Genomic DNA, 23,477 nt, shown 5'->3' on the forward strand with positions numbered 1-23,477 from the left:
CAGCTTACAGCTTGTTAATCGAGATATAGCTCAAGTGCGACTGGTCTTGCGTCAGACCGAAAGTGACTTTTGCACCATCAACCTTCATCACCCAATAGGCTCTCGAATCGGGGGCGTCTGGCCGAGGCGGGTAAGGAACAGCGTCCACCCAAGGTGCATCTGCGAAGGCCGGCCCAGGCGGAAAGAAATCGATCACTAATTTCCCTTGTGATGGATTGCCTGTTGTATTACTCAACTCAATACGCTGCAATTTTTCACCAGCCAGTGTCCCGCTCTCGCTGACTTGCAGTTCTCTTTCCCCGTCTGACTGGGTCGGTCGGAGTTGAGTGTGAAGCTGAGCACTAATGGCCGCGATGTCCCGGAAGTCAGTGCCGATCAAACGATCCAAATCTTGCTTGAGGCGTTCCGTCACGTCTTTGCTCCTGGTTTCACTGGGGGGCTTGGTAGCTGCTACAGCTGAGTGACTGCGTGGAGTGCTAGAAACACATCCCGAATGGAGGGTGCACGCCAGTAGCCCAAGCGGCAACAAGATTGCTCGCGGGAAGGCTGCATGTCCCCAGCCAAATGGCAGACCATGTGATCCTCGAATGCGAAGGGCCATCTCTCTATCCCGCGCTAGAACTGTCGTGGAAATCTAGCACGGCAATATCCACCTGGAATAACCAAAGCGCTGCCGCCAACGGCGACAGCATGTCGGGAGGTTCGAACTTTTACGGTCTGCAGACGTTGCTTTGTGGCTCTGCCGGCGGCGGCGATCGACCGGCGCCTGCCCCCAAAGAAACGCCAAGCCTGAGGCACCGCCCGTCGCTCCGCTTGCTCTCCCCTGCCATCTAGCGCGCGCAAGCCTTACAGTGCGCAGGCACGCCAGGGTCATGGCGCTGCCCGACCGATCAATCCAGCAACTACGAGGGTGTCGCGAGCAAGGGGATGGACCAGAAAAAGAGCCAGAAGAAAGAGCCGGCCAAGACGCTGAAGGAAAAGCGCGCGGCCAAGCAGGAAAAGAAGGCCAAGTAAGCCGCCCTGCCTGCCAGACGGCGAACGGGGTCAGGCGGATCGCCTGACCTCGCGTTTTTAGGGCTAACACCAGGCGTTGAGCACGCGCGTTCCGCCTGTTCGTCATGAGCCGCTAGGCCATCGATCTGAGCGATCAACAGCGCCAGCGCCTCGCGGCACTTGGCTGCTTTGCAGGGCAAGACGATCACGCCGGCAGTTTTGTAGCCACGATCCGCGTGGATGGGCTTCAACGACGACTGGCTTCCGCTACAGCGATGGCCCAGCTCGGACGCTTCATACCGCCACGCCACGAAACGTCTCCAGGATCCGCGCTGCGTCCTGGGAAGGCGGCAGGCCGAAGGTGCGTGCGTATTCCCGGCTGAACTGCGTTGCGCTTTCATAGCCCACGTCCATGGCGGCGGCGGTGACGCTCTTGCCATGCGCGGTGAGCAACTGGCGCGCCTGCAGCAGCCGCAGTTGCTTTTGGTATTGCAACGGGCTGAGCGCAGTTGCCGCCTTGAAGTTGCGATGAAACGCCGACTCGCTCATGGCCGCCTGGCCGGCAAGCGTGGCGATGCGCAGGGGTTGGGCGTAGTTCGCGCGGATCCAGTGGATCGCCTTGCGCAGCCGTGCCAGCGTGGAATCCGGCGTTGCCACGGCCCGCAACACGCCGCCCTGCGGGCCCTGCAATGCGCGGTATAGAATCTCGCGCTCGTAGGCAGGCGCCAGTGCCGGGATATCGGCGGGGCATTCCATGAGGCCCAGCAGGCGTACCCAGGCGTCCAGCATTTCCCCAGTCATGCTGGCGACGCAGAACGACAACGCATCGGCGCCTGCCGCGGAGGTGGCGGCTTGCACGGGTAGATCGTGCAGCAGGGCGGCGATGGTTTCCGGGTCGAGCGTGAGGCTAACCGCAAGATAGGGCGCCCCGTCCTCTGCGGCATGCACCTTGCCGATGGCGGGAAGATCGACGGTCATGACGAAGTAGCTCGCCGGGTCGTAATGCAGCGTGCGGTCTCCCACCGTCATCGACTTACCGCCCTGCAGGATCAGGTTGATCATCGGGTCGTAGACCGCTGCCAGCGCGTGCTCTGGCACCTCGCCCTTCACCATCGCCACGCGCGGGATGCCGGTCTCGGTGCGGCGGTTTTGGGCATGCCGGGTGAGCCGCTTGAGCTCGATAAGTGCTGAATTCATTTGTTATCAGACTACGTTGCGGCCCGCCCGGCAACCGCAAAAGCAGGATCAGGCAGGCCTGTGCCGGCTTCGGGCAGGCACCCCGGCGCCCTGCCCTCTAGCCTGAGGACACCTTCATACAAGAGCGCAACGCCATGAATATTGCAGTCATCACCGGCGGTAGCCGCGGTATCGGTGCCGCCACCGCCCTGGCCAGTGCCCGCCGTGGCATGGGCGTCATCCTGACCTATCACCAGAACCCGCTTGCGGCCGAATCGGTGGTGGCGCGCATTGCGGCCGATGGCGGCAAGGCCATCGCGTTACCGCTGGATGTAGGCGACACACGCAGCTTCGCCGGGTTCGCTGCGGCCGTGCAGGAGACGCTGCACACGGTCTGGCAGCAGGACACCCTGGCCGGGCTGGTGAACAACGCCGGCTACGGGGTGTTCAACCCCATCGAAACCGTCGATGAGGCGCAGTTCGACGGTCTGTTCAATGTGCATCTCAAGGGGCCCTTCTTTCTCACCCAGGCGTTGTTGCCGCTGCTGGGCCGCGGCGCGGCGATCGTCAACCTCACCAGTGCCACCACGCGCGTGGCGTTTGCCGGGGTTGCGCCGTATGCCGCGTTCAAGGGCGGGTTGGAGGTACTCAGCCGCTACATGGCCAAGGAGTTCGGCGAGCGCGGCATCCGCGTCAATACGGTCTCGCCGGGGCCCATTCGCACCGAACTCGGCGGCGGGCTGACGCCGGACTTCGAAGCCATGCTGGCGGCGCAGACAGCGCTGGGCCGCGTTGGAGAACCCGAAGAGGTTGCCAACGTCATCGCCATGCTGCTGTCCGACGACGCGGCCTGGATCAACGCCCAGTCCATTGAGGTTGCGGGTGGGTATCACGTGTAAGCCTTACCCGATCACAGTGCTCTTTTGCCGATAGCACGCACGACCTCCAGCTTTTCTCAAGATCGCGACAGGAAGCGTTGCGCGGCAGAAGCACGGCGAGTGCCCGCAGGCTACGGTACGGATCAAGCCGCCAGCCGCTTGATCCGCGACGGCAGGTCGCCCAGCGCGCGGTGCGCTTGTTCCAGTTCGTAATCGGCCTGCAGGCCCAGCCAGAACCGCTCGGTCGTGCCCAACGCTGCAGCCAGGCGCACGGCGGTGTCGGCGGTGATGCCACGCTTGCCCAGCACGATCTCGTTGATGCGGCGCGGCGGCACGGCGGTGGCCCGCGCCAGTGCGTTCTGGCTGATGCCCATCGGCTCGAGAAACTCTTCGAGCAGGATTTCGCCGGGGTGGATGTTGGGTAGGACTGTCATGGACAGATGCCTCGTGCTCAGTGGTAATCGACGATTTCGACCTCGGCAACATCGCCCTCCATCCATCGGAAGCAGATGCGCCATTGGTCGTTGATCCGGATGCTGTACTGCCCGCGCCGCTCGCCCTTCAACGCTTCCAGCCGGTTGGCAGGTGGAATACGCAGATCGTCGAGGTGCGCGGCAGCGTTGAGCATGCGCAACTTGCGGCGCGCGACCGGCTGGATGTCGGCCGGCAACCGGCGGGAGCGCTCACCCAACCAGATCTTTTCGGCTTCCTTGTCGACAAAGCTCCTGATCATGTGCCGACCATAACGTGATCCGTTATATGACGCAAACCGTTATGGCTGCGAGATCGACCCTGCCGCCGTGGCGCTTTGCCGAAGCTCTGGAGCGGCGCAACCTCCATCAAAACAATGCACCCTGCACCGGCTCGCTGGGAGTGGCTCCAGAACCGGCAATGGATGAGGAGCACGGCTTGCCCGACGTCTTGACGCTTCCTGCATCACCTCGATCTAGCGCAAGTCGTCGTCGGTGCCGTCCGCCCGGTCTCCTGCATCAAGCTGCTGCAACACGCGATCGAAATCGCTCACGAACAGCTGGTCCTGCACGATACGGTACTTTTCGAACTCGCTTTCCGCATGCGCTTTGGCGATCTCGGCGGTGACGCGCCCTGCGTCCTGCAACACCTGCCGGTCGGTGGCTTCGATGAAACGATTCAGACGCGTTTCCCAATCCCGCATGGTCATCGGGATCTGCCGCAGCGCCATGTCCTCGGCCAGGTCCAGATAGGCCGATATGAGGCGTTGCAACTGCGCCATCTCGCCGGTGGTCAGGTAGTTCTTGGCAACCGCCACGTCGAACTTCTGGATTTTCCCGCGCGGTGCATCGGCCCAGGTGGTCAGGCCCATGTGCTGCTTGCCGGCATCGGCGCGGTGGTAGACGACTTCTGCTGCGGTTTGCCCGTGGATGGCCCAGTGCAGCTTGTTCTGCACCGTGGCGAAGAACCTTTGGGTTGCCTGCGCCGTGGCATCGTAGTCCAGGGCGGTGGCGTAGATGTCGGTGATCTTCTGGTAGAACTTGCGCTTGGAGAGACGGATCTCGCGGATGCGCTGCAGCTGCTCTTCGAAGTAGCGCTTGCCGAGCACCGTGCCGTCGTTCTTCAGGCGCTCGTCGTCCATCGCGAAGCCCTTGATCGTGAAGGACGCGATGATGGTGGTGGCCCACTTGCGGAACTGCACCGCGCGCTCGGAATTGACCTTGTAGCCCACGGCAATGATGGCCGCGAGGTTGTAGTGCTTGGTGTTGTAGCTCTTGCCGTCGGCGGCAGTTATCCGAAAATTTCGGATAACTGACTCCTGCTGTAACTCACTGTCGGTGAAAACCTTTTTCAAGTGGTAGTTGATGGTGCGCACGTCCACGTCGTAGAGCTGCGCCAGCATCTTCTGCGTCAGCCAGACGTTTTCGTCGGCATACGCCGCCTGCACGCCGCCCTCGCCCGCGGCGGCCACGAAGGTCAGGTATTCGGCCGCAGACGAACGGACGAGTGAGGTTTCATGCTTTTTCGCCATCGATGCCTCCCATGCTGGCGATACCGCACAACCAGGCGTTCTTCGGCCACGAGGTTATCCGGGCACGCCCGATGACGGTGATAGGCGAACGTGCTGTTCTGCCGTAAGTCTTGTTGCCATCGCGCCGGCTCGCGTCCATCAGAACAACGACCCCTGCACGGGCAACGCAGTGGATGGTTCTGTTGCTGGCTTGGCGGGTGCCGCCTGCTGCTGCGCACCCAACCGCCACGCCAGGCCCGAGATGCGCGCGGCGTGCCTTGCCAGCGCGGCGCGGATGACCGCTTCGCTGCCGGCCAGGTGCAGGGCGCGGCGGGCGCGGGTGATGCCGGTGTAGAGCAGTTCGCGGCTGAGCACGCGGGCGTCGCGGGTGGGCAGTTGCAGCCAGACGGTGTCGAATTCGCTGCCCTGGGCCTTGTGCACGGTCATGGCGAAGGCGCTTTCGTGTGCGGGCAGTGCGGCGGGGTGGAAGCCGCGCACCTGGCCGTCGCCGTCGCCTTCGAACCAGGCGACTAACGGGCCTTGGGCACGGCTGTCGGCGACGGGGTCGGCGCGGTTTGCGGTGCCGATGCCGTGGCTTGGGCCGGAAGACGCAGCTGCGTCGCTACGCGCTGTAACGGTGCTCGCGTCGCTGCGCTCCGAGGGAGTGTTTGTGTCGCTGCGCACCGAAAAGGACTCGCGTCGCTTCGCCCCGAGAAGGGACTCGCTTCGCTTCGCAGGCAGATGCCGACGTCGCCGTTGAACAGGCCGTGGCGGTAGCTGTTTTCGGTGATCAGCAGCAGGCGGCCTTGGAACCAGGGCGAGGCGCTGCCGAGGCGGCGGGCGCCGGAGCCGGTGTCGGCCAGCAGTTGTTCGATGCGGGCGTTGAGGCCGCGCGCGCCTTGCGGGCCGGCGCGCACGGCGGTGAGCAGGCGCAGGCGCGCGGCATCGCGCAGGGCGGCGGCCGGGTCTTGCGCGTCGGCCAGCGCGCGCCAGTGGGCGAGCAGTGCGTCGCGGCCCAGGGCTAGCGGGTCTTCGCCGTCTTCGTGGAAGTGCACGCCGGCCAGCTCGCCGCTGCGCAGCAGGGCCAGCGCGGTGTCGGCGTCGCCGGTGCGGATGGCCTCGGCCAGTGGGGCGAGTGCGAAGTCTTCTGCTTGCCGGTAGCCGCGCAGCAGGTGCACGCGGTGGCCGGCCAGGCCGCCGCTGTGGGTGTGGCTGACGGTGTGGCCGCCTGTCTGGGTGCTTGCAGGCGTGCTGCCAGTGGGTGCGCTGCCGAGCAGCGGTTGCAGCGCATCGGCGTCGTGCGGCTGCAGGGCGTCGCCGGGGCCGGCGGCCTGCAGGATGGCGGCGAGCACGTCGCCGGCTTCCACCGAGGGCAGCTGGTCGGCGTCGCCGAGCAGGATCAGTTGGGTGCCGTCGGCGACGGCTTCGACCAGTTTGCACATCAGCGGCAGGTCGACCATGGAGGCTTCGTCGACGACGATCAGGTCGAAGGGGAGCGGGTTGTCGGCGTTATGGCGGAACTGCGGGGAATCCGGAATGACGCCGAGCAGGCGATGCAGGGTGCTGGCGCCGGTGGGGAGCGATTCCCAGGGTAGTGGTTGGTTCTCGGCTGATGCGAGAACAGATGTGCTGGGGTTCGGCGGGAGCTGGATGCCATCGGCGATGGCGCGCGCGACCGCGCCGCGCAGGCTCTCGGCCATGCGCTCGGCGGCGCGGCCGGTGGGCGCAGCCAGGGCGATGCGTGGGGCTGGGGTATTGGCTGCCTGGGCTTGCGCGATGCGCAGCAGCAGCAGGCGCGCGATGGTGGTGGTCTTGCCGGTGCCCGGGCCGCCGGTGACCAGCAGCAGGGTGCGGCGCAGGGCAAGGGCTGCGGCTTGGGCCTGGCGGTCTTGGTGGTGGGATGGGGCGGGTGGGTTCTTGCCGTCTTGGGGGGGATGGCTTGGGCGGGGCCGTACCCTCTTGGTAGAAAGATGGCTCGGGCAGGCCCGTACCCTCTTGGTAGAAAGATGGCTCGGGCAGGCCCGTACCCTCACCCGCCCTTCGGGCACCCTCTCCCGGGGGAGAGGGGATGGGTCCACGGGGTGAGGGATTGGGGTCGCGTTCGGGAATAGCTGCGCGAATAGCGGCGCTAGTGTGGCTGCGTCGAAGGGCGGCGGCGACTGGGCGGCGATGCGTTGCAGGCCTAACGCCAGGCGGCGTTCGTACTCGCGGTAGCGGCGCAGGTAGAGCAGGCCGTGTTCGAGGACCAGCGGGCAGTCGGCGGCGGCGGGGTCTTCGGGATGCGGTTGGTCGACCCAGCGCGAGGCGGCGAGGGTGCGTTGCCAGTCGGTGGGGTCCGGGAGGGTGGGTGCTGGGCCGTCGCGTGGGTCCAGCAGCATGGCTGCGCGGGTGGGGTCTAGCCCGGCGTGGCCACTGGTGACCGCTAGTGACGCTAGTGCGGCGCCGGCCAGCACCTGTGGGTCGGTGTCCGGGGCCAGGCGTTGCAGGCTTTGGGCGAAGGCGAGATCCAGCGTGCGTAGGGCACCGGCCTGGTTGAGGGCGGTTAGGAGGTTTGGGTGGTTCATGGGGTGGGCGTTCCCATGGTGGACGTACCCTCACCCCAACCCCTCTCCCGAGGGGAGAGGGGCTTTAAGGCGTCACTGGAAAGAGGCTCTGTGGGTTTGCCGGCGAACAGGGCGTCCAGGGCTTGGACCAGCGCCGGATTGAAGCGCCAGGCGTAAATGCCAGGCACAGGCGTATTGGGTGCAGGCGTATCGGACATGGCGTCGCTGGCGGGGTCGGAACCGGAGACGGAGCTGGCGCCGTTGACGGAGTCGGAGTCGGAGTCGGAGTCGGAACCGGAACCGGAACCGAGGATGGAGCTGGAGTCGGCGGCGGGGTTACGGGTGGCATCCAGGCCGCGGCAGAACAGGTAGCGCACGCCGCCGAAGTCGCGGGCGTAATCGTAGGCCTCGCCCAGGCGGAAGCGCAGCCAGCGGTGCAGGGCCACGGTGTAGATCAGCGCCTGCAATTCGTACTCGCTGTGCGCCATGGCGCGGGCCAGGGCATCGGCGTCGTAGCTGGGCAGGCGGTTGGATTTGTAGTCGAGCACGTACCAGCGGCCGTCCACGGTGTAGGTGAGGTCGATCAGGCCGGTCATCAGGCCTTCCAGCCGCTGGCGCGCGCCGAAGGCCTGGCGGTCGCTCACCACGCCGAAGCGATGCAGCAATGCGAGCAATGCCTCCACGCGAGTGGGCCGCATGGCGAAGTGGAATTCCATCTCGTTGCGGCGCTGCGGCTCGGGCACGGCGGCCAGGGTGGTGCCTTCGGGCAGGGCGACGGTGAGGGTGTGGCCGATCAGGGCGGTGAGCATGGCCAGGCCGTCGTCCCATTCTTTCTCGGCGTAGCCGCCGCGTTGCAGCGCCTCGAGGATGGCGGTGGCCTGGCCCTCGGGTGCGGGCAGGCCGGGACGCCACGTTTGCCAGGCGGCGAAGTCGCAGCGCTCGAACACGTCGTGCATCACCACGCCGAAGCGGTTGCCGGCAAAGCGTGGGTCGAAGGTGTCGACCTCGGCGGCCACCGCGATCGCCTCGCTGCCGGACGGCTCGTCGCTGCCGCCACTGCCTACCACGGTGGCGCTGGCCATCGGGTCGGTGGCGGCGCCGGCGTCGGCATTGGCCAGCTGGGTGAAGCTGTAGACCCACCAATCCGGGGCGATATGCCGCTGCGGGGTGCGCGCGGGCGGCACCTGCGCCTCGATCGGTGGCGGCAGGCGCGGCAGGGTGGCGGGCGGCGTGGACGTGTCGACCACCACCGCGCCCTCGCCGGCGGCGCCCTGCAGCGTATCGAGCGCGCGCAGCATGCCGGACAGCGCGGTGCGCTCGTGCTGGTGGAACGGGCCGCTGGCGATCCACAGCGCGTGCTCGGCGCGGGTCAGCCCGACGTAGAGCAGGCGCGCGTCTTCGGCGCGTTGTTCCTGCTTCCAGGCGGCTTCGGCGGCGCTCCAGGTTGGATCGTCTTTATCAGTCTTCCAATGCAGCTGGCGTCCGAGGTCCGGCGCGTGCACCACGCAATGGCGGCCGGCGCCCTTGTCGCTGCGGCCGATGCCGATGTAGGGCAGGAACACCAGCGGATATTCCAGGCCCTTGCTCTTGTGCAGGGTGACGATCTGCACGCGGCGCGCGTCCGATTCCAGCCGCAGCTGCTGGGCTTCGTCGTTGTCGTCGGCATTGGCGATGCGCCGCGACAGCCAGTCGACCAGGCCGTGCGGGCCGAGTGCGCGGGCGTCGGCCTCCTGCAGCAGTTCGGCCAGTTGCAAGTAGTTGGTGAGGCGGCGTTCGCCATCGACCAGGGCGAGCAGGCGTTGCCCGTGCGCAGCGCCAAGGTCGCCGATCAAGGCGAGCGGGCCGCCGCGTTGCCAGCGCTCACGCCAGTCCAGCGCCTGCTGCTGCCAGCGGCGATGCCGCTCGCCATCGTGCGCGAGCGCAGCGATGGCGGCGGCGTCCGCGCCGATCAGCACGGTGGCCAGCGCGGCGCGCAGGCGGCTGTCGTCGCCGGGGTCGAGCAAGGCTTGCAGCAGGGCCAGCAGTTCCAGCGCTTCGTCGGTGGCGAACAGGCTCTGTTTGCCGGCCGCCACGGCGGGGATGCCCAGTGCGCCCAGCGCCTGTTGCATCCGGGTGGCCTCGCCGTGGCTGCGCACCAGCACGGCGATATCGCCGGCCTGCACCGGGTGGCCGCAAATGGTGGCACTGCCGTCGCGGCCACCGGCAAGCCAGCCGCGGATCGCCGCCACGCAGGCGGCGGTGGCCAGCTCGCGGGCGCGGCCGGCGCTCCAGGGTTTGGACTTGCCTTTGCTTGGCGGCGGCGGTTCCGGCGCGCGCCACAGCGTCAACGCCGGGGCGGTGGCGCCATCGCACTGCAGGTCGGCATCGTTGCGCTTTGTGCCGGGCTGCACCGGGTGGAAGGCGATGCCGTCGGTGAGGAAGGCATCGCTGTAGCCGGCCTGCGCGTACAGCGCATCGATGGCCGCCAGCACGCCGGGGCGCGAGCGGAAGTTGTGGCTCAGCGGCGGGGCGAGTTCGGCAGTGACCGCGGCGGCCAGATAGGTGCGCACATCGCCACCACGGAAGCCATAAATGGCCTGCTTGGGGTCGCCGATCAAAAACAGCGCCGGTTCCAGACCCGCCGCACGTGCCAGCGGGCCTTCGCCGAACACGTTGGAGAAGATCGCCCACTGGCGGTCGTCGGTGTCCTGGAATTCGTCCACCAGCGCGATGGCGTATTGCGCGCGCAGCCGTGTGACCAGCGCCTCGGCCTGCGCGCCTTCCAGCGCATGTGCAACGCCATCGACCAGGTCGTCGTAGGTCTGCACGCGGCGCTGGCGCTTGAGCAATGCTAATCGTGCGATGGCGTCGTCGCGCAATGCGTGCAGCAGGCGGATGCGGCGACGGGTGCGCCATTCTTCGACACGGGCCAGCGCGGTGAGATAGCCATCGATTTCGTGGCTCAGCGGCGAGGCCGGCGTGCGCTCGACGAACTTTTTGTTGGTGCCGGCGGCCAGTTCCGCGGCGGTGAGTTTGATCAGCTTGGCGTGCGGCGCGGTGTGCATCGATGGCGCGGCGGCGAAACTGTCGAACCAATGCCACAACGCTGTCAGCCACTCGGGTTTGTAACTGACCTTGCTCAGGATGCCGCCGTCGATGGCGGACATGATCGCTTCGAAAAATGCGGTGCCGTGCGCCTGGAATGCGGCGACCAATGCGGTGCTGGCGTCTTGCACGGCCTGCAGCAGCGCGGCCGCATCGTCGGTGGTTGTAGCCACCGCCGGCAATAGCGTCGGATGACGGACCAAGGTGCGCAGATCGCTGGCCAATGCATCGGGGCCGCCCGACCACAGCGCGATCAGGTCTTCGGCCATTGCCGCGTCGGCGGCGCGTTGGCGCCACAGATCGGCGGCGACTTCGCCCAGCAGTTCGCGGTCGTTGGCGAGCAGTTCCGGTGCGGCGAAGGCCTGGCCGCTTTCCAGCGCATGTTCGCGCAGTACGCGCGCGCAGAAGCCGTGGATGGTGAAGACGGCGGCCAAGTCGATTTCTTCCACCGCCTGTTGCAAGCGGCGACGTAAGGCGGCGGGGGTTTCGGTGCCGCTTGCCAGGTGGGTGGTGAGGATGGTGCGGGTGAGCAGGACGTCGGGCGCTTCGTGTAGGAGCGGCCTTGGCCGCGACGGGTCGTCGGCGAGGTCGGTCGCGGCGGGGGTTTCGGTACTGGTCGCCGGGTGCGTGGTGAGAAGGGCGTCGGGCGCTTCGTGTAGGAGCGGCCTTGGCCGCGACGGGCCGTTGGCGAGGTCGGTCGCGGCCGAGGCCGCTCCTACAGAAGCTGGTGTGCCATTAGGCACCGGCGTTGCTGATGGTTTGGTCGCGGCCGGGGCCGCTCCTACGAAAGGCGATGGGGCATCGGGGACCAGCGTTGCGGCCAGGACCAGGCGCTCGCGGATGCGGCGGCGCAGTTCCTGGGTGGCGGCTTCGGTGAAGGTCACTGCAAGGATCTGACCGATGCGCAGGCCACGCTCGACCACCAGCCGGGTGAACAGCGTGGCCAGGGTGAAGGTCTTGCCGGTGCCGGCGCTGGCCTCGATCAGGCGTACGCCGTGCAACGGCAATTCCAGATACGGGTCGGTGACGGGGCTGGCACTCATTCGGCGTCTTCCTGCGCGCCGTGCCAGTGGCGCCAGCTCTCGATCAGACGCTCCGGATCCAGCGTGGCATCGGCGTTGCCGCGTTCGAGCAAGTCGTACACACGATGGCTGGTGATGGCGAACTCGGCGAAGCGCTGCGCATCGGCGAACGGGTCGCGGCCGCGGTGGACCAGGCGCAGTTCCGGGCTGTGCGATTCGCTCCAGCCGAAGCTGGATTGCCACTGCCCGGCAGCGTCCTTGACGGCCTTGTCCAGATCGTCGCTGCGCGCGGCCTGGTGATATTTCCAGCTGCTGTAGGGCGCGAAGGCCAGCGGCGTCTGCAAGCCCTGCCGATACACCTGCAGCAGTGCGGCCAACGCGCTCTGCGCCTGCGTATGCGACAGCGGTTCGGCGTCGATGGGATGCGGGCCTAAACCGTCTTCGTCTTCGAAGAAACGTACATACGGCGCGTGCTCGCCGGCGGCGCGCAGCAGCAGCCATTCCAGGCCGTGGCGGATCGCGCTGCGGCCGCTGAGCGCGCCGACCTGCACCCGCCCTACGCCGCTCGCATACCAACCCGGCACACGTCCGTGCACCTCGGTCTCGCCGATCTGCACCTGCAAGCGGCGCGACTCGGCCGGCGCCTCGCCACGCCACTGCCGGAATGCTTCGGCATACGGGCGCAGTTGCGCCACCCGCTCATCGAGTTGGCGTCGGCCCAACGGGCCAGACGGCAGCAACGCACGTGCACGCAGACGCTCGTAAAGCCGGTCGGTGTCGCCGGCCAGCGCGGCGTCGAAGACATGCTGCTGCAGGCCGTATTGGTCCAGGCCGCGCGTGGGGGCGAGCAAGGGTTCGAGGTCGCTGTCTTCGCCTGCCGGATCGGGCAGGCGCATGCCCAGACGATGGCGCAGAAACTGCCCGGCCGGGTCGGCGAACAGGCGGCGCAGCTCGTCGATCGAGACGCTGCTCGGCACTGCAATATCATCTGCCGGCAACGCACCGGCCACCCATGGCGCCAGCGGCTGGCGCTGGCCGACCAGGCTATCCACCGCCGGCCGCCATTGGCGGCGATAACTGAAGCGACGCGGGTCGGCACCGTCTTCGCCCAGCGCACCGAACGCGGCGGCGGCAAATGGCTGCAACGGGTGGCGCACCACCAGCGTGTCGATCGCCTTAGGGTCAAGGTGATATTGCGCAGCGCTGGCCAACAACTCGCTGACCAGCACCGACGGTTCGCGCGCGCTGCCATCGCGCGCATCGGCACCGAGATAGCTCAGGTAGAACACCTCTTGCGCGGAAGCGAACAACTGTAGGAACAAAAAGCGGTCGTCCTCGCGCGTTGAACGATCGCCGTGCCGGCGACGCTCGGTACCCAGCTCGGCGGTGAGGCGATTGAGTCCCGCAGCGGGGTCGCGACGCGGGAAGTCGCCATCGTTCATGCCGAGCAGGCAGATCGCGCGGAACGGCAGCAGCCGCATCGGCACCATGCGGCCGAAGCTGATGCCGCCGGTGAGCAGCGGCGCGCGCGTGTCCGACTCGCCCAGCACTGCGGCGAAATGCGCACGCACCACTTCGGCGGGCACGGTGCCGGCATATTCGGCGCGCACTGCATCGCGGGCGAATTGGTCGATCAAGGTGCGCAGCCGGTCCAGCGCGCGCTGCGCACGCGGTGCCGAGGGCGTGGTCGGAATCAGCGCCTCCAGCAGACCGAGCAGACGCTCGCGCCACTCGACCGGCATCATCGCTTCGGCCAATACGGACTGGTGACGTTCGAGCACGCGCAGCAGCTTCAACAAGATATCGAGCGCAGCCAGTGCGCTGCCTTCCAGCTGCGGCCATGGCGCCACGCCGTCGATGTCGTCGTCGGCGCCGCTGGCATGGCCGAGCAGCAGCCGGTCCAGCGCGAAGCGCCAGGTGTAGGCGTCGTCGCTCGGTGCCTGGTGCTGACGCCGATGCGCCGCATCCAGCCCCCAGCGCGCGCCGGCCGCGTGCAGCCAGCCGCGCAGGCGTTCCAGCCCGGCTTCGTCCAGGCCGGCGGCCTCGGCGATCGGTGCACTGGCCAGCAGGTCGAGAATCTCGTGCAGGCCGAAGCGTGCGATCGGCAGGCCGAGCAAGGTGAGGAACACCTCGGCCAGCGGCTCGCTCGCCAGCGGGCTGGCATCGGCCAGCGCGTACGGCAGCGCGTCGTCGTTGCCGTGGCTGCCGAACACCGCGTCCAGATACGGCACGTACGGGTCGATATTTGGCGACAGCACCGCGATCTCGCGCGGTTGCAGCGGCGGGTCGAAGCGTGGGTCGTCAAGCAAGGCGCGCAGTTGGTCGTGCAGCACCTGCAACTCGCGCAGCCGCGTATGGCAGGCGTGCACCTGCAGGCTGGGGTCGTGCAGATTCACCGCCGGCAACAACGCAGGCACGAGCGGCGCGCGGCGATGGAACAGGTCGCTCTGCATCCGCCGCAGCAAACTATCGCCCAGGCCGCCATCGGCCAGTGCGCGGCGGCCGGACTCCAGCGGATCGGCGTAGGCGGCGATCTCGGCCAGCGGGTGCACCACCTCGTAGTCGCCGACCAGCGCCATGAAATCGCGCCCGGCCGCGCCCCAGGCCTGCAGCAGCGGGTTTTCCTGCACCTGCTCGGCGAACAGCTGCACCGCGCCGTCTTCGCGCCGGCGTTGCCACAGGGTTTGCAGATCGCCCCAATAGCCTTGCGTGGGCGTGGGCAGATAGAAATGCAGCGTGCCCGCGCGCGCCTGCGTGGCCAGCACGCGCAGCACGTCGGGCGAGATGTTGAGGATGGCGAAGGCAAACAGGCGCTTCGGCAAGCCCTGCGGCAGCGGACCATCGGCCCGCGCAAACCGATCCAGATACTGGCCGATGCGGCGCGCGCGGTATTGCCGGCCGGACGCGATGCTGCGCCACAGCCGCGCCTGCGGATCCTCGGGGTCGGCGCCTCCTTCCCAGCGCAGCAACCAGTCGCGTCGCCAGGCCTGGTACTTCTCGAACACATTGCCCAGCTCGCCGGCCAGCGCCCACGGCTTGAGCGCATCGCCGTCGGACAGATAACCGGCCAGGGGCGCCAACGCCGCGTCGCTGCCCAGATCGGCCTGCAGCGCGTCGTACAGCCGCCACTGCGTGGTCGCCATGTCCAGATCGTCGTCGGCCGGGCCGAGATTGCATTCCAGCGCGCGCGCGACGAATTCGCCGGGGGTGAGGAATTCCAGATTGGCCGCTACGCCGTGCTCGGCCGCCAGCGTGGACTGCAACCAACGCCGCATCGCCACCTGTGGAATCAGCACCACCTCCGGCTGCAGCAGCGGTTGTTCGGGCACCGGCCGGCGCAGCTCCTGTGCGAGCAAGGCGGCCACCGTATCCAGCGCGTTTGACGGATAGAGGCGAAAATCTGGCGCGGAAGTGGCGTGCATGCGTACGTGCATTGTGCCGGATGCAGGCGCACTGCGTTGTTTGCGCATGCGCTCGGCGACCGCACGATGGCGATCGGCGCGGCAGACAAACGCGATGGGCCGAGCGTTTCCGCCCGGCCCATCGCATTGCCTCATTGCATGACGCTCGCCGCGATCAGTATTTCTTTTCCAGATTGATCATCCAGGTCTGATCGTCGTTGTTGTCGCCATCGGTAATACCGCGGTATTCCAGCCGCGTCGACAGGCCCTGCTCGGTCAGCAGCGCCGCACCGATGCCCACCATCAAACGGTTGCGATCGAACGCGCTTTGACCGGCGCGATAGAACGGCCCGCCGTTCAAATCTGCGTAACTCAGCGTGGCATCGCCACGGCCCTGGAAGTCGCGCTGATATTCCACGCGCAACTGCGGGGTCAGCCGGCCCCAGGCGACGTCGCGGCGCCATTCCAGCCGCAGGCCCAGGTTGCCGGTGGTGGTGGCCACGTCCATGTCGTCATAGCGCAGTGCGAACGGCACCACGCCGTCTTCGACATAGCCATCCAGCGTGGCACGCGCCACATCCACGCGCGCATACGGTGTGATCTGCAGATCGCCACGCTGCAGGTCCGCACCGGTGGACACCGACGCGATCCACTGCTTGCCGTCGCGGTTGCCCTCGGCCATCGAGCTATCGTCGGTGACGAAGCGACGCAGGTCGTAGGACAGCAACTGGTAGCCCACCAAGGTGTCGAAGAAGAACGCCTTGCCCGGATGGAAGCTGGCATACAACGCCATGGTGTAGGCGGTGGCCTTGGAGTGGCTGCCGTTCCTGCCCACATCGCTGTCGTCGCGGCCCCAACCCAGGCCCGCACCGATCGCCAGCGACTGCGCCACCCGGTAATCGGCGCCCACGCTCAGGCCGTCGGTCTGGAAGTCCACCCCGGTGCTGTTGGACTGCTTGTCCAGGCTACCCGAGCGGATCGCACCGCCCACCCACAGACCCAGGTCGCCCTGACCCTGCGCAGTGCTGTTGCCGCTGCTCGCCACTGCCGGCGCATCGCGGAAGTCGTTGTCGGCCTCCTGCGTATCCGGGCTGCACGGCTGCGCACTGATGCCGCGATCGGCCTGGCGGCAATGCGAGGTCGGCTGGAAGCTCACCGCGTTGCTGAAGGTGCTGCCGCCGCGATGGGTGGCTTCCAGACGGCGCTGGAAGTTGTCGATCTGCGCCCGCGCAAAACGCCGCGTGGACTCGGACTGCGCATCGATCAGGCCACGCACTTCCGCATCCACGCTCGGGTCGCGGCGCGGCGCGATGGTGAACACCACGCTGGCCGGCACCGACGTGGCGAACGCATTGGACAAGGTGAACTGCACCATGGCCTGGCCGACGAACGCCGGGTTCGGGGTGAAGGTCAGCATGAACGTGGGCGTCTCGGCCATCGCAGCCGCCGCCGGCGATGGGCCGGAGGCACGCGCCGCCGCCGCAGTGGCGGTACCGCCAGTCCGGGTGATGGTGGCGGTACCGGCCGAGGCCGGCAGCACCGCGACCACGGCCGCAGCCACGAACGGCCCGCCGGTGGCATTGCGGGTCAGATCGACCTGCTGCGCCTCGCCCGGCACTGCCGCGGCAGTCACCGACACCGCCACCGGCCGCGCGTTGACCGTAATGGTCAACGTGACCGGGGCCGAGGTGCCGCCGCTACCGGTAACTGTGTAGCTCACCACATCGGTGCCGACGAAACCGGCGGCCGGCGTATAGACCAGCTCCAGCCCGTTGACCACGGCGGTGCCGTTGGTCGGCGCTGTGGCAATGGCGATCGATGCGATGTTGCCGGTGTCGTTGGCGGTCACCGCCACCGTCACCGCGGTGTCGGACATGGTGGCCGCCACATCGGCCACGGCCACTGGCGCAGCATCACTCACCGTGAAGCTGTAGGCCTGCGTGGCGCTGGCATTGCCGGCATCGGCCACCGCGATGGTGAAGGACGAGGTGCCCTGGGTGGTTGGCGTGCCCGACAGCGTGCCGTCGCTGGCCAGCGTCAGGCCAGCCGGCAAGGTGCCGCTGGCGATGCTGTAGCGATAGGGCGCAACGCCGCCGCTGGCCGTCAACACTTGGTTGTACGCGCTGCCGCGCACCGCCGGTGGCAACGTCGGCTGCCCCGGCACCAGCGTCGCCGCTGTAATGGTGACCGAATAGCTCTGGCTGGCCTGCACAGCCGGGCTCGGCGTGCTGTCGGTGGCGGTCAGGGTGAAGTTGAACACGCCCGACAAGGTCGGCGTGCCGCTGAGCCCACCGGTCGCAGTGTCGAGAACAACGCCATTCGGCAACGCGCCTGCGGTCAGTGCATAGCGGTAAGGCGCGGTGCCGCCGGAGGCAGGCGCTATCGCTGCCGAATATGCCTGCCCCGCGTTGCCGGCCGGCAACGTTGACGCCGGCAACACCAGATTCGGGCCGGTCACCGTCAGCGCATAGGCCTGTGAACCGGTGAAATTGCCCGCATCCGTTGCCACAACCGTGAAGTTGAAGCTGCCTTCCACCGTCGCGGTGCCAGCCAGCGTGCCGTTGCTGGCCAGGGTGATACCGGCCGGCAACGCGCCGCTTCCGAGTGCATAGCTATACGGCGCGATACCGCCGCTGGCCGTCACCGCTTGGCTATAGGCAGTGCCGCGCACGGCTGCAGGTAAGGCAGAGGGAGTAATTGCGATAGAGGGCGCCGCGATGGTCAGCGTGTAGCTGCGGCTGGCCTGCGCCGCCGGGCTGGGCGTGCTGTCGGACACGGTCAGGGTGAAGTTGAACGTGCCCGCCACGGTCGGCGTGCCGCTGAGTGCACCGGTCGCCACGTCTACGACAACGCCAGCTGGCAATGCGCCGGCGGTCAGTGCATAGCTGTAGGGCGCGGTGCCACCGGTGGCGGGCGCAATCACCGCCGAGTACGCCTGCCCGGCCGTGCCTGCGGGCAGGGTGCTCGCTGGCAATGCCAAGTTCGGGCCGGCCACGGTCAGGCTGTAGGCCTGATTGCCGGTGAAGCTCCCCGCATCGGTGGCGGTCACGGTGAAGTTGAAGCTGCCTTCCACCGTTGCGGTACCCGACAGCGTGCCATTGCTGGCCAGGGTGAGGCCGGCCGGCAATGCGCCGCTGGCGAGTGCGTAGGTGTACGGCGCGGTGCCGCCACTGGCGCTCAAGGCCTGGCTATAGGCCGTCCCACGCGTGGCAGCCGGCAGCGTAGACGGCGCAACGACGATCGGCGGCGCAACGATGTTCAAGGTGTAACCGCGCGCGGCCTGCGAAGGCGTGCCTGCGGTGCTGTCGGTGGCGGTCACGGTGAAGGCGAAGTTGCCCACGCTACCGGGGGTGCCGGTCAAGGCGCCGCTGCTGCCATTGAGCGTGATGCCCGCCGGCAAGGCACCGGCAGTGACGGCGTAGGTATACGGCGCAATGCCACCCGTGGCCGGATTGAGCGCGCTCGAATAGGCCTGGCCTGCAGTGCCGGCCGGCAAGCTGGTCGCCGGCAGGACCACGGTCGCCCCCGCCACGGTCAATGTGTAAGCCCGGTTGCCACTGGTGGGTGTGGCGCCGCTATCGGTCGCGGTCGCGGTGAAGTTGAAGCTGCCGCTGGCGGTAGGCGTGCCGGACAGCACGCCGGCAGCGCTCAGGGTCAATCCGGCCGGCAATGCGCCTGCGCTGACCACGAAGGAGTACGGCGCGGTCCCGCCGCTGGCGCTCAGCGTCTGGTTGTAGGCACTGCCTGCGGTCGCCGCCGGCAGCGATGCCGGCCCGACAACGATCGTCGGGGCAACGATGTTCAACGTGTAACTGCGCGCAGCCTGCGAGGGCGTGCCGCCGGTGCTGTCGGTGGCGGTCACGGTGAAGGCGAAGTTGCCCACGCTACCGGGGGTGCCGGTCAAGGCGCCGCTGCTGCCATTGAGCGTGATGCCCGTCGGCAATGCACCGGCGGTGACGGCGTAGGTGTACGGCGCAATGCCGCCTGTCGCCGGATTGAGTGCGCTCGAATAGGCCTGGCCTGTGGTGCCGTTGGGCAAGGTGGTCGCCGGCAGCGTCACGGTTGCGCCAGCCACGGTCAGCGCATAGGCGCGGCTGCCGCTGGTGAGCGTGGGCGAGCCGCTGTCGGTTGCGGTCGCGGTGAAGTTGAACGTGCCGCTGGCGGTGGGCGTGCCGGACAACACGCCGGCGGCGCTGAGCGTCAACCCGGCCGGCAAGGCACCGGCGGTGACGGCAAAGCTGTACGGCGCTGTGCCGCCGCTGGCGGTCAGGCTCTGGCTGTAGGCGCTGCCCGCGGTCGCTGCAGGCAACGTTGTTGGCCCCACTGTCACAACGACTGCGTCGTCGTTGAGAATCGTGCCGGTCGCGCTGGTCGGCGTGCCCACCGCGTAGCCGCTGCCGGCGACTACCGTCAGCACCACGGTTTCGTCTGCTTCGACAGTGGCATCGGCGGTCGGAGTGATCGTGATGGTGCCGCTGGTCTGGCCGGCCGCGATCACCAGCGGTGAACTCACGGCCGCGTAATCGGTACCCGAGGTCGCGCTGCCGCCGATGCTGAAAGCGACCGACACGGCGTTTACCGGGGCCTGGTCTAGCGTCACCGTGTAGACCAGATTGGTTGCGCCGTCCTCGGCCACACTGGCCGGCGAGACTGCAATCGATGCGCTAGGCGCATCGTCGTTGAGAATCGTGGCAGTGGCGGTGGATGGGTTGCCGATGGAGTAGCCGCTGCCGCTGGCCACGCTGAACACCACGGTCTCGTCCGCTTCCACAGTGCCGTCGGCGACCGGGGTGATCGGAAAGCTGGCCGTTGTGGCGTTGGCGGGTACAACGACGCTGGTCACCGCACCGGCGTAATCGCCGCCACTGGTCGCAGTACCGCCAGATGTCAGATTCACCGTGGTGGCCGAGCTGTTGGTCTGGCTCAGCGTGACCGTATAGGTGAAAGCCGCATTGCTGTCTTCGTTGCGGCTGGCCGGGCTCACCGCAATGCTGGCGGTGCGCGTGGCGGTGATCGTGATGTTGAAGGTAAGAACATTTTCTTCCTGGTCGCGCAGGTAAAACGTATCCGACGTCGCAGAATTCCCGTTATGGGTATAGGTGACGGTCTCCGTGCCAGAACCGCTTTGGCCGCTCAGCTCGATGGTTCCATTCGGAGTGACGCCGCGGTTGTTGGCATCCAGGGGATTTCTGGGATCGTCGCCCATGCCGACATTGTCCGGACCGTCGCAGTTACTGACGTCGAATGTCACTGACCCGCTTTGATTTACCGTGGCGCTGCGGGTCGTGCAATATGTCGAGGCCGCCTGCGCTGCTGCCAGGTTCGGCATTAACCCTGCTAAGGCAAATAGCAGCATCGTCACGACGAAACATACGCGGCCGCCGGTAGCGCCCGTCATCAACCCACGCTGAGTAGTCACGATCCACACCCCTGGAGAGCGCCACCCCGGCGCCGGCAACGATCCTCGTGCCTGAAGACAACGCCGCCCTAGTGAGATTTCTCCCCTCCGGCGTTGTGATCGCATTTGAACAGGAACTGACTAACGAATAAAGAATAATATTTTAATGGTTCACTCCGCTTCGAAAGAAAATCGCTTGCGAAGCACCGCGCCTCACGCTACTTGTAGTGAGACGCTCGACATAATGTCGGCGCTGTACCTACGTCAAGGACACCCGCATGAGCGAGCTCTTCGTTGGTCAGATTATGATGGCCGGTTTCAGCTTCGCGCCCAAGTATTTTGCGCAATGCAACGGCCAACTGCTTCCGGTGCAACAGAATCAAGCGTTATTTTCGCTGCTGGGAACCCGTTATGGCGGTAATGGGAGCGCCACGTTCGGTTTGCCGGATATGCGCGGACGCACGCCAGTTGGTTACGGGCCGTCGGTTGACCCCGCTTGGCAACCGGCAGCATCGCCGATTGGCGCGCTGGCCGGCAGCGAGAACGTGACGCTGCTGCAAGCCAATCTGCCGTCGCACACGCATCTGATGGATGTCTCTTCTGCAGCGGGCAACAGCCGCAGTCCCGCAGGCCGCGTGCTCGCCAATAACACCAGTGGCGCAGCGACGCCGCTCTATGCGGCCGCTGGCACGTTGGTATCGACGAGCCCGGGCACAGTCGCGCCGACAGGTGGCAACCAGTCACATCCAAATCTGCAGCCTTACAACACGCTCAACTTCTGCATCGCACTCAGCGGCTACTTCCCCTCGCGGGGATAGGCCCACGCCCAGAAGCACCCGGCATTGCCTCAGTGCAGGCGCAGCCGTCGCATTGACCAAGGAGGACACCCATGAGCATTCCGTTTATCGGCGAAATACGCATGTTCGGGTTCACACGCACACCGGTGGGCTGGCAGGCCTGCGATGGCAGTTTGCTGTCGATTCCCGATTACGATGTGCTGTACATGTTGCTCGGCACCACTTATGGCGGCGACGGACAATCCACGTTTGGCGTCCCCGACCTGCGCGGACGCCTGCCGATCCATCAAGGCCAGGGAATCGGCTTGAGCAATTACTCGCTCGGTCAGATTTCCGGCACCGAGACCGTCACGCTCATCCAGCAACAGCTGCCCTTACATACGCACACGCTATTGGCCACGACAGCGGCAGCGACCTCGACCGCACCGGCCGGCTTGCTACCTGCTGCTGTCAGTGGCGATGTGTTCTACGTGTCTGACGGCACTGGCTCCACCGCCATCGCGATGGCTCCGCAATCGACCTCATCGACTGGCGGCGGGCAGCCACACGAGAACACCATGCCAACGCTGACCGTGCAGTTCTGCATCGCAACTGCCGGTGTCTTTCCGCAACAGAGTTGAGTTTTTATTGTCGCGTCTGGCAGGGCACAGCCCCTCTCCCGTTGCACTTGAGGACCTCGTACATGACCTCTCCGTATGTTGGCGAAATTCAGTTGTTCGGCTTCGACTTCAATCCCGCCGATTGGGCGTATTGCAACGGCGCAACGCTGCCCGTGCAACAGAACACCATGTTGTTCTCGTTGCTCGGCATCACTTACGGCGGCAATGGGTCGAGCACCTTTCAGTTACCCAACTTCAGCGGGCGTGCCGGCTGTGAACAGGGACAAGGAACAAACCTGACCGCCCGGCAGATCGGCAGCACGTTCGGCAATGCCACGGCCAGCCTGCTGACCACCCAGATCCCGCCTCATGATCATGGCATCACCGCTTACTCGCAGCCCGATGCGACCAAGAAATCCGGTATGCCCGCCAACGGCTCGGCGCTGTCGACAATGGGCAGCGGCAGTGCACGCCCGTTCGGGTCGCCACCGACAGATGCGACATGTGCACCAACCATGATCACACCGACCGGCAATGGTTTACCGCACGAAAACCAGCAGCCGTATCTGGCGGTGAATTTCTGCATCGCTTTGGTCGGGGAATACCCGCAATTCAGCTGACGCCGAACTGCCACATGACGTTTGCTGCAAACGCGTCGGACTCGCCGGGTATCACCTTGCTGCATGCTCCAGCGCTGGCTGCGCAAGGTCTCTGCCTGCGTGCCGAACAAGACGCAGATCTGCCCTGGCTGCGGGATCTGTACGCCAGCACGCGCCGCGACGAACTCGCCGGCGTGCCCTGGCAGGAAGCAGCCAAGCGCGCATTTCTGGATCAGCAGTTCGCACTGCAGCGCGCGCATTATCTAAACCACTTTCCCGACGCCGAGTTTCTGATCGTGCAAACGCTGCACGAACGCATCGGCCGGTTCTATCTGCATCGCGCACCAGTGCACCACCTGCTGGTCGATATCAGCCTTTTCCCCGCCTGGCGTGGAAAAGGGGCGGGCACGGGACTGATCGTGCATGCACAAACACTGGCGCGCGCTGCGGGATGCGACCTGGCGCTGCATGTGTCGCATGCCAATCCCGCTGCACATCGCCTTTATGCACGTCTGGGGTTTGTTGCCGGCGACACCAGCGCGACCCATCTTGCGATGCGCTGGCAGCCCGCCGACGCGCCGCCGACCAGCGTCAGTTGAAAACCGCCTGATACAGAAAGCCATCGCGCTCGCGGGCGACCGGCACCAGAAACACCCCGACCTCGCCCAGCCGGGTGTGGCGCAGCTGATAGATCTGTTGCGGAAACAAAAACGCCGAGCTGTTGCGGAACAACAACGAGAACGGCGCGCGTTGCGCTGCTTGCGTGGCCGGCAGCGGGCGCGCCTCCACCAGCACGAATGGAATCTCGCCCTCGTTCAATGCCGCCGAGAAGGTTTCGTTGACGCTGCCTGCGAAGTGCTCCAGGGTCAGTAGGTCCATTGCATGCTCTTGGTCGGCAGAGCATTCGATCATCCACATCGGGCATACCTGCCACAACATCCGTGCGCTCGAACGTTGCAACGCGTCATGCATGAGACGGCTTGTTGCATTCGCATCGGCCGCAATC

General features: G+C 66.5%; 14 protein-coding genes and 1 pseudogene. 5 read left to right on the forward strand and 10 right to left on the reverse strand.

The features are described 5' to 3' along the window. Positions 1-4: 4 nt before the first annotated feature. Both NDY25_RS10320 and NDY25_RS10330 read right to left on the reverse strand, forming a co-directional pair. Positions 5-412, reverse strand: a complete 408-nt coding sequence (locus NDY25_RS10320; RefSeq protein WP_168959045.1) for a hypothetical protein — start codon at positions 410-412, stop codon at positions 5-7. An 875-nt stretch (positions 413-1,287) separates the two neighbouring features. Further along, the gene (locus NDY25_RS10330; protein WP_218974083.1) at positions 1,288-2,106 is read right to left on the reverse strand and encodes an AraC family transcriptional regulator; all 819 of its coding nucleotides are present in this window, start codon (positions 2,104-2,106) and stop codon (positions 1,288-1,290) included. Positions 2,107-2,324: 218 nt separating this feature from the next. On the opposite strand from NDY25_RS10330, the gene NDY25_RS10335 reads away from it, so the two are divergent. After that, a complete protein-coding gene (locus NDY25_RS10335) occupies positions 2,325-3,068 on the forward strand; it encodes an SDR family NAD(P)-dependent oxidoreductase (protein WP_168959043.1) in 744 nt (247 codons plus the stop codon). Positions 3,069-3,190: 122 nt separating this feature from the next. Here NDY25_RS10335 and NDY25_RS10340 read toward each other — a convergent pair whose 3' ends face one another. From NDY25_RS10340 to NDY25_RS10375, 7 genes and pseudogenes are all read right to left on the reverse strand, one after another. After that, positions 3,191-3,481 carry a HigA family addiction module antitoxin gene (locus tag NDY25_RS10340; protein WP_168959042.1) on the reverse strand — a complete coding sequence of 97 codons (291 nt, stop codon included), beginning with the start codon at positions 3,479-3,481 and terminating at the stop codon, positions 3,191-3,193. Between the two features lie 17 nt (positions 3,482-3,498). Beyond that, entirely contained in the window at positions 3,499-3,780 is a 282-nt protein-coding gene (locus NDY25_RS10345) for a type II toxin-antitoxin system RelE/ParE family toxin (protein ID WP_168959041.1), read from the reverse strand. A gap of 213 nt (positions 3,781-3,993) precedes the next feature. Then, positions 3,994-5,049, reverse strand: a complete 1,056-nt coding sequence (locus tag NDY25_RS10350) for a virulence RhuM family protein (RefSeq protein ID WP_168959040.1) — start codon at positions 5,047-5,049, stop codon at positions 3,994-3,996. A 138-nt stretch (positions 5,050-5,187) separates the two neighbouring features. Further along, a pseudogene (gene recD, locus NDY25_RS10360) lies at positions 5,188-7,592 on the reverse strand (exodeoxyribonuclease V subunit alpha). Next, entirely contained in the window at positions 7,589-11,698 is a 4,110-nt protein-coding gene (gene recB / locus NDY25_RS10365) for an exodeoxyribonuclease V subunit beta (RefSeq protein WP_251756642.1), read from the reverse strand. Before recB ends, recD begins: the two are co-directional and overlap by 4 nt. Then, positions 11,695-15,099 carry an exodeoxyribonuclease V subunit gamma gene (gene recC, locus NDY25_RS10370; protein WP_168959037.1) on the reverse strand — a complete coding sequence of 1,135 codons (3,405 nt, stop codon included), beginning with the start codon at positions 15,097-15,099 and terminating at the stop codon, positions 11,695-11,697. The genes recB and recC overlap by 4 nt, the downstream gene beginning before the upstream one ends. 154 nt (positions 15,100-15,253) lie before the next feature. Next, entirely contained in the window at positions 15,254-20,434 is a 5,181-nt protein-coding gene (locus NDY25_RS10375; RefSeq protein WP_425525864.1) for a putative Ig domain-containing protein, read from the reverse strand. Between the two features lie 320 nt (positions 20,435-20,754). Here NDY25_RS10375 and NDY25_RS10380 point away from each other — a divergent pair, with 320 nt between their 5' ends. From NDY25_RS10380 to NDY25_RS10395, 4 genes are all read left to right on the forward strand, one after another. Then, entirely contained in the window at positions 20,755-21,294 is a 540-nt protein-coding gene (locus NDY25_RS10380) for a phage tail protein (RefSeq protein WP_168959036.1), read from the forward strand. A 71-nt stretch (positions 21,295-21,365) separates the two neighbouring features. After that, the gene (locus NDY25_RS10385; protein WP_168959035.1) at positions 21,366-21,893 is read left to right on the forward strand and encodes a phage tail protein; all 528 of its coding nucleotides are present in this window, start codon (positions 21,366-21,368) and stop codon (positions 21,891-21,893) included. A 62-nt stretch (positions 21,894-21,955) separates the two neighbouring features. Beyond that, the gene (locus NDY25_RS10390) at positions 21,956-22,492 is read left to right on the forward strand and encodes a phage tail protein (RefSeq protein WP_168959071.1); all 537 of its coding nucleotides are present in this window, start codon (positions 21,956-21,958) and stop codon (positions 22,490-22,492) included. A 14-nt stretch (positions 22,493-22,506) separates the two neighbouring features. Then, on the forward strand, positions 22,507-23,070 hold the full coding sequence (locus NDY25_RS10395) for a GNAT family N-acetyltransferase (RefSeq protein ID WP_168959034.1): 564 nt from the start codon (positions 22,507-22,509) through the stop codon (positions 23,068-23,070). Here the strand turns inward: NDY25_RS10395 and NDY25_RS10400 are convergent. Then, the gene (locus NDY25_RS10400; protein ID WP_168959033.1) at positions 23,063-23,350 is read right to left on the reverse strand and encodes a DUF6916 family protein; all 288 of its coding nucleotides are present in this window, start codon (positions 23,348-23,350) and stop codon (positions 23,063-23,065) included. The genes NDY25_RS10395 and NDY25_RS10400 overlap by 8 nt on opposite strands. Between the last annotated feature and the right edge of the window lie 127 nt (positions 23,351-23,477).

This window comes from Xanthomonas hortorum pv. pelargonii, from assembly GCF_024499015.1.
Taxonomy (GTDB): Bacteria; Pseudomonadota; Gammaproteobacteria; order Xanthomonadales; family Xanthomonadaceae; genus Xanthomonas; species Xanthomonas hortorum_B.

Bases quoted from the DNA above. Each gene is read 5' to 3' on its own strand.
- NDY25_RS10375 (WP_425525864.1), bottom strand. From the start codon at position 20,434: ATGCTGCTATTTGCCTTAGCAGGGTTAATGCCGAACCTGGCAGCAGCG.
- NDY25_RS10330 (WP_218974083.1), bottom strand. From the start codon at position 2,106: ATGGTGAAGGGCGAGGTGCCAGAGCACGCGCTGGCAGCGGTCTACGAC.
- NDY25_RS10380 (WP_168959036.1), top strand. From the start codon at position 20,755: ATGAGCGAGCTCTTCGTTGGTCAGATTATGATGGCCGGTTTCAGCTTC.
- NDY25_RS10340 (WP_168959042.1), bottom strand. From the start codon at position 3,481: ATGACAGTCCTACCCAACATCCACCCCGGCGAAATCCTGCTCGAAGAG.
- NDY25_RS10400 (WP_168959033.1), bottom strand. From the start codon at position 23,350: ATGGACCTACTGACCCTGGAGCACTTCGCAGGCAGCGTCAACGAAACC.
- NDY25_RS10350 (WP_168959040.1), bottom strand. From the start codon at position 5,049: ATGGCGAAAAAGCATGAAACCTCACTCGTCCGTTCGTCTGCGGCCGAA.
- NDY25_RS10385 (WP_168959035.1), top strand. From the start codon at position 21,366: ATGAGCATTCCGTTTATCGGCGAAATACGCATGTTCGGGTTCACACGC.
- NDY25_RS10335 (WP_168959043.1), top strand. From the start codon at position 2,325: ATGAATATTGCAGTCATCACCGGCGGTAGCCGCGGTATCGGTGCCGCC.
- recC (WP_168959037.1), bottom strand. From the start codon at position 15,099: ATGCACGCCACTTCCGCGCCAGATTTTCGCCTCTATCCGTCAAACGCG.
- NDY25_RS10395 (WP_168959034.1), top strand. From the start codon at position 22,507: ATGACGTTTGCTGCAAACGCGTCGGACTCGCCGGGTATCACCTTGCTG.
- NDY25_RS10390 (WP_168959071.1), top strand. From the start codon at position 21,956: ATGACCTCTCCGTATGTTGGCGAAATTCAGTTGTTCGGCTTCGACTTC.
- NDY25_RS10345 (WP_168959041.1), bottom strand. From the start codon at position 3,780: ATGATCAGGAGCTTTGTCGACAAGGAAGCCGAAAAGATCTGGTTGGGT.
- recB (WP_251756642.1), bottom strand. From the start codon at position 11,698: ATGAGTGCCAGCCCCGTCACCGACCCGTATCTGGAATTGCCGTTGCAC.